Origin of the sequence: Neobacillus drentensis NBRC 102427 (assembly GCF_001591445.1) — a bacterium.
Lineage (GTDB): Bacteria > Bacillota > Bacilli > Bacillales > Cytobacillaceae > Neobacillus > Neobacillus drentensis.
The window spans coordinates 1-14,673 of the sequence record NZ_BCUX01000077.1 but is presented as its reverse complement, the minus strand read 5'-3'; the positions used below and the strand labels follow the sequence as shown (position 1 = coordinate 14,673).

Annotated in this window: 14 protein-coding genes; 2 read left to right on the top strand and 12 right to left on the bottom strand. The window is 37.9% G+C overall.

Features of this window, described 5'->3' with window-relative positions; genetic code table 11:
* Positions 1–91: 91 nt before the first annotated feature.
* Positions 92–373: a hypothetical protein gene (locus BDR01S_RS22780; protein WP_066253999.1), complete on the bottom strand. Its 282-nt coding sequence runs from the start codon at positions 371–373 to the stop codon at positions 92–94.
* A gap of 713 nt (positions 374–1,086) precedes the next feature.
* Entirely contained in the window at positions 1,087–1,236 is a 150-nt protein-coding gene (locus BDR01S_RS25520; RefSeq protein ID WP_157406239.1) for a hypothetical protein, read from the bottom strand.
* A 283-nt stretch (positions 1,237–1,519) separates the two neighbouring features.
* Here BDR01S_RS25520 and hpaB point away from each other — a divergent pair, with 283 nt between their 5' ends.
* Positions 1,520–2,968, top strand: coding sequence for a 4-hydroxyphenylacetate 3-monooxygenase, oxygenase component (gene hpaB, locus BDR01S_RS22770; RefSeq protein ID WP_066253990.1), 1,449 nt, complete (start codon positions 1,520–1,522; stop codon positions 2,966–2,968).
* Here the strand turns inward: hpaB and BDR01S_RS25515 are convergent.
* The 4 genes from BDR01S_RS25515 to BDR01S_RS22755 form a co-directional block, all read right to left on the bottom strand.
* On the bottom strand, positions 2,965–3,102 hold the full coding sequence (locus BDR01S_RS25515) for a hypothetical protein (RefSeq protein ID WP_157406238.1): 138 nt from the start codon (positions 3,100–3,102) through the stop codon (positions 2,965–2,967). The genes hpaB and BDR01S_RS25515 overlap by 4 nt on opposite strands.
* 118 nt (positions 3,103–3,220) lie before the next feature.
* Complete coding sequence (locus tag BDR01S_RS22765; protein WP_066253988.1) at positions 3,221–4,498, bottom strand: DedA family protein; 1,278 nt, start codon at positions 4,496–4,498, stop codon at positions 3,221–3,223.
* A gap of 199 nt (positions 4,499–4,697) precedes the next feature.
* Positions 4,698–5,189 (bottom strand): CDP-diacylglycerol--serine O-phosphatidyltransferase, encoded by a 492-nt coding sequence (gene pssA / locus BDR01S_RS22760; protein ID WP_066253985.1) that lies wholly within the window; start codon positions 5,187–5,189, stop codon positions 4,698–4,700.
* Between the two features lie 605 nt (positions 5,190–5,794).
* Positions 5,795–6,988, bottom strand: coding sequence for a YhgE/Pip domain-containing protein (locus tag BDR01S_RS22755; protein WP_066253982.1), 1,194 nt, complete (start codon positions 6,986–6,988; stop codon positions 5,795–5,797).
* Positions 6,989–7,154: 166 nt separating this feature from the next.
* Between BDR01S_RS22755 and BDR01S_RS22750 the strand changes: the two genes are divergently transcribed.
* Complete coding sequence (locus tag BDR01S_RS22750) at positions 7,155–7,772, top strand: TetR/AcrR family transcriptional regulator (RefSeq protein WP_066253978.1); 618 nt, start codon at positions 7,155–7,157, stop codon at positions 7,770–7,772.
* Positions 7,773–8,012: 240 nt separating this feature from the next.
* Here the strand turns inward: BDR01S_RS22750 and BDR01S_RS22745 are convergent, their stop codons facing one another.
* The 6 genes from BDR01S_RS22745 to BDR01S_RS22720 form a co-directional block, all read right to left on the bottom strand.
* Entirely contained in the window at positions 8,013–8,477 is a 465-nt protein-coding gene (locus BDR01S_RS22745; RefSeq protein ID WP_066253975.1) for a DUF3291 domain-containing protein, read from the bottom strand.
* A 97-nt stretch (positions 8,478–8,574) separates the two neighbouring features.
* The gene (locus tag BDR01S_RS22740) at positions 8,575–9,369 is read right to left on the bottom strand and encodes an XdhC family protein (protein WP_066253973.1); all 795 of its coding nucleotides are present in this window, start codon (positions 9,367–9,369) and stop codon (positions 8,575–8,577) included.
* Positions 9,370–9,398: 29 nt separating this feature from the next.
* Positions 9,399–10,271 carry an FAD binding domain-containing protein gene (locus BDR01S_RS22735; RefSeq protein WP_066363346.1) on the bottom strand — a complete coding sequence of 291 codons (873 nt, stop codon included), beginning with the start codon at positions 10,269–10,271 and terminating at the stop codon, positions 9,399–9,401.
* Entirely contained in the window at positions 10,265–10,732 is a 468-nt protein-coding gene (locus tag BDR01S_RS22730; RefSeq protein ID WP_066253971.1) for a (2Fe-2S)-binding protein, read from the bottom strand. Before BDR01S_RS22730 ends, BDR01S_RS22735 begins: the two co-directional genes overlap by 7 nt.
* Positions 10,729–12,891 carry a xanthine dehydrogenase family protein molybdopterin-binding subunit gene (locus BDR01S_RS22725; protein ID WP_066253969.1) on the bottom strand — a complete coding sequence of 721 codons (2,163 nt, stop codon included), beginning with the start codon at positions 12,889–12,891 and terminating at the stop codon, positions 10,729–10,731. Before BDR01S_RS22725 ends, BDR01S_RS22730 begins: the two co-directional genes overlap by 4 nt.
* Before the next feature lie 292 nt (positions 12,892–13,183).
* Positions 13,184–14,413, bottom strand: coding sequence for a beta strand repeat-containing protein (locus BDR01S_RS22720; protein ID WP_066253967.1), 1,230 nt, complete (start codon positions 14,411–14,413; stop codon positions 13,184–13,186).
* Positions 14,414–14,673 lie beyond the last annotated feature (260 nt).

The following is a 14,673-nucleotide window of genomic DNA, read 5'->3' as shown; positions in this document are numbered from 1 at the left end:
CCCGTTAGTTGCATAAGAAAATCAACATCAATATTTAACAGAGCAATTTTCATAAAAAAAGTGCTGATCCAATAAGGATAGCCCCATTCATTTATTCTTGCATTTTATAGTTATATTTCTTATTTACTTCACTGGCAATAGTCTCTAAAAAAACATCGACTGTGATCTTCTCAATATGTCGAGTATACCAAGCAAGTTTTGCACCTTTACTTATTCCGTTGCATTGAACTTTTAAAGGCATATACCCGCCCATTTCTAAAGAATGATCAAATTCTATAGATAATTGATCACCGTTTGGGCATTCAAGTAAGACGGTATATTTTGGATTCTTATTTTCCGTTTTCAATTTACCTATTTTTATTTTCGCTAACATCTTTCTTTCCTCCCTAGGATAATTATTTGTATCACTAACTTCATTCCTTTCATTTAAATATATCTAATACATATTAATTCAACTATAAAAGAGAGAATTCCTTTTAGACCATTAATTACCTAACATTTTATAACGTACCTTCTCGAGCTAACCTGCTTCGTTAGCTCAATAAGAAAACGGGATCGCCGCAGCCATCCCGTCTTTAACATAAGCACCCGTTAGCTTAAGTGTTTTTCGTCACAAAAAGAATTGTTTATATAAATCTTTTAAGAAATAATTCAGAAAGAATGTAATTCCACTGCAATTTTATTACTCGCTATCCTTTCCTTTTTCGGTTAGCAATTTCCAAATTGCCCATACACTAAGAATTAACAAAAGAAAAGATGTGGGTGCACCGGCATATTGTACTTTTACACTAGAAACGAGTTGAATTATGGAATAAATTAGACATACAAGAGAAAAAATCAGAAAAATTGCATTAATTATATAATGTTCTTTATTCATAGTCATCACCTAATTATTCTTTACTTTGTTATCTTGCATTGTCCAAAAATTAAACTACAATTCTTAATAAATTTTACCACAAACATCCATTACACTTGTTGAACTAACCTGCCACGTTAGCAGAACAAGAAAAAAGGGATCACCGCAGCCATCCCAATCTTTAACGCTTGCCCCCTTTAGTTGAGTAAGGATTATCGCTTTCGACAATATTAATATATGATATAAATAAATCCACCTATTAGAAATATATAAGCCATCACTAATGATTCTTCAACTTCTTTAAAGTCTTTACCTTGATTAATGATTAGGAGGAAGATTCCACAAATAACCATTTCAATACCAACCAAATATCTCCCCATTTCATACCTCCCAAAATATATACTGCTAATTTAACCTATTTGCCCAGTTAGTGAAACAAGAAATAAGGGCTGCCGTAGTAATCCCATCTTTTACATAAGCACCCGTTACTTTAAGTGTAAATCTTCACAATCTGTTTCGTAAATCTAATAAGCAAATTACATTTTGCCCAATTTAAAAACAAGGCTTGTCCAATAAGAACAAGCATTTAAGTAATCTAATAAAATGTTACTAACTAACCTCGTACATTTCTTTATTACCTTCATTATAAGGAGACAGTAGAACATGAGTATCATAAATGGTAGGGATTTTATTGAACGTTTAAATAAAATGGAAAATGAAATTTGGTTTGATGGTGAAAAAATCAAGGGGAAAATTTCAGAGCATCCTGCCTTTAAAGGAATTCTTAAGACAAAGGCTTCCCTATATGATTTGCAAAATTCTCAAGATATAAAAAATGAGATGACTTTCCTTCTGCCAGAGAACCAAAATACTATTGGACTATCTTACTTACAGCCCAAAACGAAAGAGGATTTAAAAAGAAGAAGAAAAATGATTGAACATTGGGCAAGACACACTCATGGAATGATGGGAAGAAGTCCTGACTATATGAATACGGTTATAATGAGTTTTGCCTCCTCCACTGCTTACATTTTAAAAGGAAAAGAAAATTGTTTTCCTGAAAATATTCAATCAGTATTTGAAAATGCTCGGGAAAATGACCTTACCTTTACCCATACCTTTATTACTCCTCAAGTAAATCGATCCGAATCATATTTTGAAAACACTAAGGAACCAATCTCCGCTAAAGTCATTGAACGAAATGAAAAAGGGATTGTCATTAAAGGGGCTCGCCTTCTGGCCACGCAAGGCGGATTAACAGATGAAGTTTTTGTATACACAGCACCACATCGGTTCCTGGACCCCGAGGAAGCTTTTGCCTTTTCCATCCCTTCCAATACGAAGGGATTAAAGTTTATTTGCCGGGAATCGTTTGTTGGAGGTGAATCTTTTTTTAATCATCCACTAAGTTCTCGATATGAAGAAATGGATTCCATTGTGGTCTTTGATCATGTATTAGTACCATGGGATCGTGTCTTTTTTTACGATAATGTGGAGGCATCGACGGATTTCATGCTCCATAGTTCCTTTCACCACTTTGCAACACATCAAGTACTGATTCGACAAATAGTGAAAACAGAATTTATTTTAGGGGTTGCTGAACTGTTAGTTAATACGATTAATGTAAGTGGGTTTCAACATATTCAAGAAAAACTCTCCGAAATCATCATTGGTCTTGAAACCATGAAAGCACTTTTAGAGAAAGCAGAAAATGATTCAGAAATGGATGAATGGGGATTTATGCGTCCTAGTATTATTCCATTACAAGTGGCTAGTAACATCTTTCCTAAAATTTATCCCCGTTTCAGCGAAATTATACAAATAATTGGTGCTAGCGGAATGATATCGTTACCAACGGAAAGTGCATTTGATTCCGAAATTCGTTCAGAACTCGACCAATATCTTCAAGCAGATGGTATGAATGCTGAGAACCGTGTGAAACTTTTCCGTTTGGCATGGGATCTTACGATGAGTTCTTTTGGTACAAGGCAAACCCAATATGAAAGATACTTTTTTGGTGATCCTATTCGATTATCCAGTAATTTATACAAAAGCTATATAAAAGATAAACATGTTGAAGAAATTAGAGGATTATTAAATCAAAAAAATTAAGAGTGTCTTATCAAATTTTCAATACAGTATCCTCCAATTATAAAAATCTTCCTTTCCTTGATTTTATTTAAAATTCTAACTGTTTCTCCTGTTGCGAATTTTCCCATTGCTGTTCGAAATTGACGATCATCCATCTCTATCAACCTCCCAAGTTTATTTGGGGTGGAAGCATGGGGAAGAATCTTGTGCTTCCAAAAACATACTTTAGCCAAACCGTCCTCATGGATTCACCAAGACATTCTTTAACTCAATTCAATCTTTTGCTACTACAAGTCTTATCATTTCAAACAACAAGAAGTTAAATAATATCCAGACACCGCCATAAACATATCCCCCCACAATATCACTTGGAAGTACATTTGTAGATGCAATATTTACAATCGCTAGTCCTACTAATAGGACTAAGCCAAATAATGGACCAAATATAGCCAGATAATTTTTGGTAGTATGACGAACAAGCAAAAATAAACATGTTCCATAAATAATGATCAAAACGGTAGCATTAAAATCAGGAAAATTCTCGGAATGAAATTTCCCAACAAACCCAAAAGATTGAAGATATGCAAATACTTTCAACACCGTATCATGAAAAGGTTTGGCTCCCGCTATTGAAACTGTAAGTAAAAGATATTCAAGCCCTCTGTTACGTCCCTTGCTCCAAATTCGGATTATGGTTACTGCTATTATGGAACCAAGTGCTATTGTGGATTGAAATATTATAAACCCCTTCATCCAATTCTTATTAATAGCTGAATGAATGATGTATTCAGTCACTTCATTAAACTCGTTAAACTCATTATCTAAATAATCTTGTGACATTCCCAGCATCAATGTGACCATACCAATTAATATTAAAGTAAGGAACGTTAGAAAAATCTCAGTTGCTCTAATCGTCTTAAAACGCTGAATCAAGCGTTGTAACAAATGTATAAAAAATACTTTGATTTGAACTTTATAATACCGATAGGCAAAATAACCTATGATCAATAAAGCAAAAACAATAATGAATACGATAAAATATTTACTAGCTGCTTGATGGAAGCTCTCCCATTGCGGGCCCAATACTTTCCCCAAAGTAATAAAACAAAGTCCCCATAAAAAAGCACCTGTATAAGCAGGAATGATAAATCTTCGAAAAGGCATTCTAGAAATGCCGGAAATATAACCGGTAAAATGTCTAATACCTGGTATGAAATAAGCAAAAACAAGCAATTTACTGCCTGAGCGCTCAAACCAGGCGGCTGTTTTATTATATCTTTCTGGACCCATATGAATAAACTTTCCATATTTTTCAATAAGTTTATATCCTCCAGCTTTCCCAATCCAATAGGTTACGGTAATTCCTGCACCAGCTGAAAGAAAGACTGTCAAAAGTGCTAAAATGTAATTCATTTTTCCCTGATAGACAAAGTACCCGGCGTAGCTCATTAAAAACTCACCGGAAATGGGAAGTGCCATGAGTTCTAGAAAAATCCCTATAAATAATATTAGATAACTATGCTGTTCAAATAAATTGATTATATATGACATCTAGATGCCCCCATTTTTTATAAAAAGAAAACTCTAAAGTAAAGAATCCCTCACTTTAGATCTACTTCTAATGTAGCATGATAAATGCAAACATTTTCTAAATTAATGAATTCTTAATCGTGAATTAAGGGAAACAAAAGGTTATGAAAAAAGCTAAACCAATTGGGATGGTTAATAGCTTTTAACAAAGCAAATTAAATTAAAGTTTTTTTACTCTAATTGGACTTACCATTAGAAGAGCCAGTATTAAGGTAATCCACGCATTGGAATATGAAAAGAACCCCATACCTGCCAAAGGTAACCCGGCAGCTGGAATAGGTAATCCACTAAAATACCCAATGGTTGGTTTAACATTGAACTTAGCTAGTCTTAATGCCCCCATTGTTGGAAATAGAATAAATGCCAAAGAGGTTAGAATCGAGGGAGCTGCTAATGTATGAAATAAAAGTGCTGGTGCCACTCCAAAACTAACAATATCAGCTAAGGAATCCAATTGGACACCTAATGCACTGTTCACTCTTAATTTTCTAGCAACCCTTCCATCCACAAGATCAAAAACAGCAGAAAAGAATATTAAAATGGCCGACACCTCTAAAAAGCCACTCATATTACAAGTAATTGAAAGAACACCGCACAATAGATTTCCAATCGTAAATAAATTAGGCACAGACTTTACTATCGTATTAAACAAGTTACTCCCACCTGACAATTAAGAATTTCCCTCTTTATATAACATACCCACACAATTTTATGAAATAGCAGGAGAAATAAATTAATTGTTTTTACATATCCTTTTTCACTAGACTGCCCCGTCACTTGAATAAGGAAAAGCCACAGATGGAAGGTTCCCGCAACGCATCTAAATGAGATTTACTTGTTTTTTTTATATAAGAAGATGGATTCTTCATTGAGTGACCAGTGGTACTTAAAATAAGCGGAGATTTTCCGGTTAAATGCATAATGGAGCTCGGTTCGAGGTATATAAGCGGAGGATTTCCGGTTAAGCAAAGCAAAATTACCCATTTTCATGTTTTTCGAGGCAATAGTCGGAATCCTTCCGTCTATTTAAGCTATTTTCAGTGCTATTTCTTAATTAAGAGGAATTTCTCCGCTTATATACGAAGAAAAGATTATTTAATTAATTCATTTATCGAATAAATAAGTTGCATCTCCTCATATTAATACCAAAACAACTAGAAGGGATTACAACTATGAACAAAGATACCATTAATCTTTTAAAGGAATGCAATGCGGGGTGTAAAAGCCGTTTTCCCTTTAGGAAACGGCTTGTTTTTGTTATCCCTCTAAGGTTTGATTTTGTGTTTTGTCTTTTATTGAATTAAATTTTAAAGAAGAAGTTAGTATGATTACCATACTCCCTACTCCAATCCAAACAAGGGTAGATACTTGAGAATTCCAAGATAATCCATTTCCGAAGAAGAACAACTCTCGTAGACCTTGTATCATAAATCGCATGGGCAACCATGAGTATACCCAATCATGATAAAATGGAGACATCATTTCCGGAGCCATGGAAAGCAATGGTGCCCCAAAGAATAACAATAGGGCAAAAAGAGCGATACTTCTGATTCCCAACCACGAAAGTACAGCTGAAATCATGAGGAAAAAGCTAAAGGAAGTAATCGATAGGAATAAAGCTGTATCCGTAAACTGTGGAATATGAATTCCTACCATCCTATCGGCCAGCCAAGTTAATCCAAAGCCAACGACTAGGGCGACAATGGCCCCCATTAATATTTGACCTATCTTTGCGGTAAGGTTCTCTTTCCGATTGGTAATTGATAATTTACTAACAGCGATAAAGATAATTGCCGCACTTGCCAAGCTTGCTATCCATAATGGCTGAAATAAGGAAACAGGCGAATTCCCATTAGCACTATTCGTACCAATTTCGTTAACATTTGTTACTTTTTTTATAATCGGATTTGCTAGACCTCCAGCTTGCTTAGCTGTTAATGTTGCCCCTTGCTTTTCAAAACCATCAAGCAGTTGTGCACGAACACTGTTATTCATATTGTCAATTACCCCGTTTAACAATTGTCCTGCCATTGTTGAAGCCATCGTGTTCATTCCTTGATTAATAAATATCTGAACTTCAGATGCTGAAGGTGTTGAAGTCCGTAAAGAAGCCTGTTTAGCACTGAAATCTTTCGGGATTACTAATGCTGCGTAATATTTTTGATGATCTAATCCTTTTTGAACATCCTCTGCTGTTTTAACTTCTACCCACTTCACCGCTGGTTCTTCATCCGTTGTTGTTTTTGAATTTTTTTGTATCATTTCAACAATGGTTTGCCCCATATTCATTTTCGGTTGATTAGGAATTTCCACTCCTACATCCTCATTAACAATTGCAATCGGCAAATTTTTCGGTTGAGGTTGAACCGATGGAAATAATGTTAGTGAAAAAATAAAAACCACTGCCAATGCGATAATTGGTGAAACTAATAACAGTTTGTTTTTGAACATATTTTATCCTCCCTGATTTTTTGTTATAATAACGAACAACCTGTTGTTTATTATATTTTAGATTTTATAATTGAATTCGTTTATGTTCAATAATCAAATATGGCAGATGTGTTCGTTACGGAACACCTTTTATAAATGTGTTGGATAAAATTAAGGAGGAGTTACCTTGCGAGATAATAATTCAGATTTACGGGTTATTCGGACAAAAGAATCCATCCGAGATGCGCTGGTAGAATTAATCGATGAAAAGGGGTTCGAAGCAATTACGGTAAAAGACATAACAACTAGAGCAAAAATTAATAGGGGTACATTTTATGCCCACTATCAAGACAAATATGATTTAATGACGAAATTCGAAGAAGAAATCATGTTTGAAATGTCCAGAATCGCAAAACAGAACTTTCCAGGTGTTATTGCTGCACTAGGAACCAACTCACCAACTTTAGCACCTTTTTCTCTTGCAGTTTCATTATTTGAGTATCTTAATGAAAATAATGGTTTTATGAAAGCTGTGTTAGGTCCAAAAGGAGATTTATCATTCCAAACAAGACTGAAAGATTTTATGTGGAAAACAATATACGGAAATGATGTAAACGCAATTATCAAGGAGGAAAATTTACTTGTTCCAGGACAATATTTAATATCTTATATTGCTTCTGCACATATAGGGGTTATTCAACAATGGTTGAATAGCGGCATGAAAGAATCCCCTCAAGAAATGGCTCGTATTCTATCGACCATTACAGTTAATGGTCCCCTCTTTGCAGCCGGGTTAAAAAAATAAATTAGTAAAAGGGGCAGTTCCTAAAAAAACAGGTACTGCCCCTTTACAATTTATATGCTTCTTAAACTAAATACTTTATCCCAATAACCCGAAAATGCAATCGAAAATGTACCCAAATTTGTCTTGCTTTTTGTAAATGTTTTTGCAATTAAAAATAAAATGTCACTGGAAGGTGTATTATTACTTTACGTCACCATTAGTTTAAGTGGATAAGTTTCCAATTATTAAGGGGTCCCGCTGCTACTTAATCAGGAACGTCTCCCCTTTTTCATCAAATGCATGCTTAAAATCAAATGCAAAAGGAGTGGGTCCATTTTGAATATAATAGTTATGTCTCTTGAAAGCCCCCTCCCAAGAAACATCCTTCGCCTTCTCTGTCCACCACACTACATATGAAAAGTGTTTCTCTTGATAAGGTTTCATCCATCTGCTCCTATTTCGCAACGCTTGGCTGTGCTTCCCTGAATAGGTAAAACGATATAAGGATTGAAGGCTTTTCCATACCGTTAGGGTCAAAACAGGGTAACCATTCCCTTTAGCTTCTTCAGGGAAAGGCACTCCGTCTGATGAAAACTCCTCAATTAGATGTCCCGATACAGATGCCTGACGCATTACTTTATATCCCATTTCATAAAATTCACGAGAAGCAGGGTGGTCATAGGGGTGATTTAGCCTTCCGACAGTATAGATTGAAACTAATGCCATAAACAGCCCCCCCATCTATAGTCTTTTCCTAGATATATTCAAGTAAAGATGTGAAAATTCCTTCTTTCACTAACCTGCATCGTCAGTTCAATTGTACTTATCTGCTTAATTGTTTCACTTTCAAAGGATTTTTTTCCTTGCTTACTTTGATAATTTCACCGATAATACTGATGGCAATTTCTTGTGTGGTTTCCGCACTTATTTCCAACCCGATTGGGGAATAGACCTGTTCCAACTGTTCTTGTGTAACTCCTTCGCTTTTTAATTTTTCAAAAATGGTTATGACCTTGCGTTTGCTGGCAACCATCCCTACATAGGCAATCGGAAATTGCAGGGCTGTTTTTAAGACTCTATCATCCCCATCTTTTGTAACAATGACCACGTATGACTTTTCATTTAGGTTGGCTGCGCGTAAGGCCTTTTCAATATCCTCATCCACAAAAAGGTTCGTCGCATTCGGAAAGCGTTCCTTTGTACAATAACCCACGCGATCATCGACAATGCAATAAGGATATTCAAGGGAATCAGCAAGCTGAGATAGCGCAAAGGCTAAATGACCGGCACCAGCCAAAACAAGTTCTGGCCTGCTTGTATAGACTTCAATAAACACCCGCAATGTTCCGCCACAACTCATCTGTATTCCATCTTTTGCATGTCTATTTAATTTGTATTCAACGATTTTCGATTTACCGATTTGGAGAGCTTGAACACTCTCCTCGATGATATAATGTTCAGCCAAGCCCCCTCCAACCGTTCCTTCAATCGTACCGTCACGATATACAATCATCTTTCCAACATGCCTGGGAGTTGAGCCCTTTGATTCAATGATCATGGCTAAAGCAAAGGTTTCGTTTTGACGGTTCAGCAAGGCCACTTTTTCCATCAGTAGCATGAATTAGCTCCCCCCTTTTTTTGAAAAAATTAATTCGCTTGATATTGTTTCATACTAAGAAAATAACGTAACAGATTTAAGGCGACGGTTTTTCTGTAAGTCGCCGTGGAGCGTTGATCGTCGATCGGCCGAATAATCTTATCGAAGCCTGCCACAACCTGCACGATGTCTGCATCGGCTAATGGGATGGTTTTTCCAACTAACTTCCTTTCAATATCAATGGAACGAACCATTGTTGGTCCGACTGCCCCGAAGGCAAAGCGAACATCTTCGATTCGAGCCTCATTTATTCGGATATATCCTGCAAACCCTACTTTGGCAATGGCATCTGCGTTGCGGTTGCCAACTTTTTCAAATACGACATATGCACCTTCTTCTAATACGGAAGGCAAGATAATTTCAGCCAAAATCTCATTTTGATAACGTTGTACTCGTCGCGGACCTTGAATAAAATCGCTAATCTCAACGATTCGATCACCAGTGACGGAGCGCAACAGAAGCTTTGCATTGTACACGTATAATAATGGCAGGGTGTCCCCGGCTGGAGAGGCGTTGCAAATATTCCCGCCTAATGTCCCTCTGTTTCTTATTGCCGGGGCCGCTATGGTTTTAATGGCGTTCTTTAATGATACCGGGATTAACGGATGTTCAAGTAATTCACTATAGGTACAGCAAGCCCCGATGTGAATATCCTTATGATTTTGAAAGACTTGCTTTAATTCGGAAAGATGATCAATAAAAATAAGCGGTTTTGGCAGTTTCAGAGGTACGCCCCTTCCACTCTTGTGAAGAACCATGATATCCGTACCGCCGGCCATGATTAGACAGTCTTCGCGATTCAATTGGCTCAAAGTTTGTTCTAGTCGATCAAAGCGATACGTAGCCGTCATTTTCTCTACCATATGCCGTCACCTTTTTTAGCTGCCTGATTGATCGCATCAACGATCATATTGTAGCCCGTACATCTGCACAAATTTCCAGATATACCTTCACGTATTTCGGCCTTTGACGGGTGAGGATTTTTCGATAACAAGGCTGCACTTGCCATAATCATCCCCGGGATGCAATAGCCGCATTGCACTCCCCCGGCATCGGAATAGCTCTCATCTAAAATCTTAAATTTTTTCGTTTCAAGTATGCCTTCTATCGTTTGAATTTCGGCTCCGGCAATTGAGCCAATCGGAATCAGGCAGCTGTTTTGCAGGAGGTTATTCACAAAAACACTGCAGGCTCCGCACTCCCCTTCACCACAGCCTTCCTTTGTTCCGATTAATTCAAAATCATCTCGTAATAAGTCTAGTAATCTTGTAGTAGCGGGGGCGTTCGTTTCTTCCGTTTTTCCATTGAGTGTGAATTTAATCAACCCTCTTCACCTTCTTTCATCCATAGACTTTCAATAATGACTTCCGGTGTGATGGGAATTTGCTGAAAAGTAGTGTGAAGGGCATCCTCGATTGCAGCCTGGACTGCTGGAGCACCGCCGATTAATGTCAATTCACCTGCGCCCTTCGCTCCGTATGGACCATCTGCATAGGGGTTATCGAAGACCTTGCTTTCAATTGGAACAACATCCAATGAAGTCGGCGGTCCATAATCCGAGATGCTTTTTTGTTGAATTTTCCCTTGCTTTGACGTCATCTTTTCTAAATAACCGTATGCTAACCCTTGAGCCAATCCACCATCAATTTGGCCTTTCATAATCCGATCATCGATGACCTTGCCTACTTCATAATTGCCGTATACTTTTTCTAATTTTACATTTCCTGTTAACGTATCCACTTCCAACTCTACGAAATTCACACCCCATGAATAAGCCGGGTAGGCATCTCCAGTGAAGGTTTTTTCGTCCCAAGGAATCATTTCACGGTGAACATAATGCTCAACCACTTCCTGGTCCACCCCTGATTGCCACTGAGCCTTTAATTTTTTTGCGGCCCGTTCCAGCAATTTCCCAACAATCATCGTCGTCCTCGAGGCTACGGTCGGACCGGAGTCGGGAACCACTTTTGTATCGGGATAGGGGTACAAAACATCTTCATATGGGAGGTCAAGTTCTTTGGCGACAATTTTACACAAAGTCGTCAAAATGCCTTGTCCCATATCGGAATTGGAGATTTTCAGCATAACTATGCCGTCTTTTGATTTAACCAGCTTCACCGTTGCTTTAATATGATCTCTTTCACCACTGCCGGTAAATCCACAGCCGTGCAGGAACAGTGAAGTTCCGATGCCCTTTTTATAGCGCAGATTTTGTTGATTGAAACGCTGAAATTCCTGTTTTTTCTTTTTGTATTCTGAGGTCTTGAGGAGGTCCTCAATCATATCCTCTACCAATATTGGGTCACGGAATATGCCTTTAGTAATGGTGGGGTCTCCTTGTTTAACGAGGTATTTTCGTTTATATTCAAGCGGTTCGATGTTTGCCAGTTTACTAAGATGTCCCAGATGGCTTTCGATTCCGGCAAAGCTTTGTGGGGCACCGAAGCCTCGGAAGGCGCCATTCGGAACGGTATTGGTTTTTAAAACATATCCTTTTGCATGAAAATGCGGAATTTTATACACACCGGCACTGTTTATTAAGGCGCGTTGCAGCACGACAGAACTCAAACCCACATTCGCTCCGCCATCGAGAAAGATCTCAACAGACAGGCTCAAAATATTCCCAACCTTATCAAGGGCAGTTCGATAGTTGAGTTTGGCCGGATGCCTTTTCGTGGTAACCACCATATCCTCCGAACGGTCGAAGACGAGCATCACCGACTTTTTGACTGCTCTTGCCGCAACAGCTACGTGACAAGCCATCATCGAAGGAAACTCCTCTTTGCCGCCAAAACCTCCGCCGGTAGGGCTTTGAACCACTCTGACTTCATCGTCACCACAGGCTAAAGCGCTGAGCAAGGCATTTTTTATATAGTAAAGACATTGCATCGATCCCTGGACTTCAATTTCATCATCCTTATAGATGGCGAGCATTCCTTGTGGCTCAAGATAGACATGCTCCTGATAACCCGTATCATACTCTTCTTCGATGATTTGATGGGCTCCCTGCTCGATCGCTGAAACGGTCTCTAAGCTTTCCCCGAATTCATAGCTTGCCATAATGACCCCGGCTGCAGATTTTTGTTTGATCGCTTCGTCCAACGTATAGATAGCCTGATGTTCCTCGATAATAACCTTCACTTCCTTTAACAAACTGTAAAGGATATTCAGGTCTTTTCCTACGAGCATCAGAATCGGCTCACCAATATAATTGACCCACTCATTGGCAAAAATGGGCTGATCTTCTTTGATAATTTTGACAAAATTTGGTCCTGGGATATCCTCTGCGCCAACCGCTTCATATCCTTCCGGAAGGTTTGGTAATTGGATGGATATGATTTTCCCATAAGCAACCTGAGACCGAACCAAAACACCATATACCATATTTTCCACTTTCACGTCACTTATATAGGGCAGCTGGCCTGATACTTTACCTGAATGATCCTTTTTGGGTACTGAGGTACTTATGTCTTTGAGACTCATTGCAACAACACCCTTCGACTCATTTTTTTCAAGGGGACATTTGACGAAAAGAAACCTCTTCCTACATTTTTATAAATGAGAAGGATATTTTATGATTCATTTTGATTAAAAGAATTTCGTAGTATTTAATTATATTTTTATTTTGGGAAACTTTACCTTCAAAAAATAAAAAAGGTAGCAACTGGCTACCTTAAAAAAATTATACGCTAGTCTTTATTTTTCCCTTATTTTTTAGAGTGATGGTGAAAAGGAATGGTGATCCTAATCAGAGCTTGATTCATCATCAGCTTGGTCATACACCAGTTACTTGCGGTTCACTATTGTCAGTGAACGTATTTCTTGTAAGTGTTGCTGTGCCATTGTTAAAATTTGCTATAGCTCCACCACTCGTAGCGGTGTTGCCCGTAAACGTACTTCTTGTAATGGTTGCTGCTCCAGTATTTGCAATAGCTCCACCAACACCATTCGGAGCACTGTTATTAGTAAACGTACTTCTCACAACGATAAGTGTGCCATCATTTGTTATAGCCCCGCCATTACCAATCAAAGCCCTGTTGTTAGAGAACGTACTATTTGTAATATTGACTGTACCAGAAAAATTCCCTATAGCCCCACCAAAATTAGCGGCGTTGCCAGTGAACGTACTATTTGTAATATTAACTGCACCTAAATCCTGATTCGTTATAGCGCCGCCAACATTAGCGGTGTTGCCAGTGAACGTACTATTTGTAACATTAACTGCACCAGAATTTCTATTCGCAATAGCTCCACCAATATTAAAAGCAATGTTGCCAGTGAATGTACTATTTGTAATACTAACTGTACCGGAACCAAAATTTGATACAGCTCCACCAATCTGAGCACTGTTGTTAGAAAACGTACTTCTCACAACAATAAGTGTGCCATCATTTGAAATAGCCCCGCCTTCAACAGAGGCAGTATTTTGAGAGAACGTACTATTTGTAATGTTAACTAGGTCATCATTTGCGATAGCTCCACCATTACCAGCCGTAGCGCTGTTACCAATGAACATAGTATTATTTGTAATATTGACTGTACCAGAAAAATTCCCTATAGCCCCACCAAAATTAGCGGTGTTGCCAGTGAACATACTATTATTTGTAATAGTAACTGTACCGGAAACCTTATTTGCTATAGCACCGCCAGAAGTAGTAGATTTGTTGGTTAAGAACGTACACCTTACCACAGTCAATGTGGCACCATTATTAAGGATGGCCCCACCACCTTCACCTGTATTATCATTTCCATTTTGGAAGGTTAGGTTATTGAGTGTAACTGTGGTAGTCGCACCGCTAATAGTAAAGATACGCGTAGTACTACCGCTGATTGTTGGACCAGGGCCGCTTATGGTTATGGTTTTATTAATATTTATTGGACTGAGTAAAGTAATGGTACCAGATACAGCAAAGTTAATGGTGTCACCTGGATTTGCTATTGCAACAGCATTACGAAGTGAACCTGGACCGCTATCATTGGTATTCCTGACCGTAATTGTTGACAAATTATTCATCTCCTTATTTTTATTCTTGTGCTTGTCCTGATTTTTTCTAGGACTTGTCCAGAATTATCCTATTCAAGGAGATGCTAAATTGTGACATTGTTTGACCCGCCTCTATAAAAAAGACACGAATCCCCAATTATCTTCTTTTTACTCAGTAATCTTACCTTACTCCTGTCTTTAAGTTATGACACCCAGAAATAAAAAATAGCCGATTCCCAAGTGGAATCGACTTCAAAAATATTTCTTCAACAAAAGCCCCC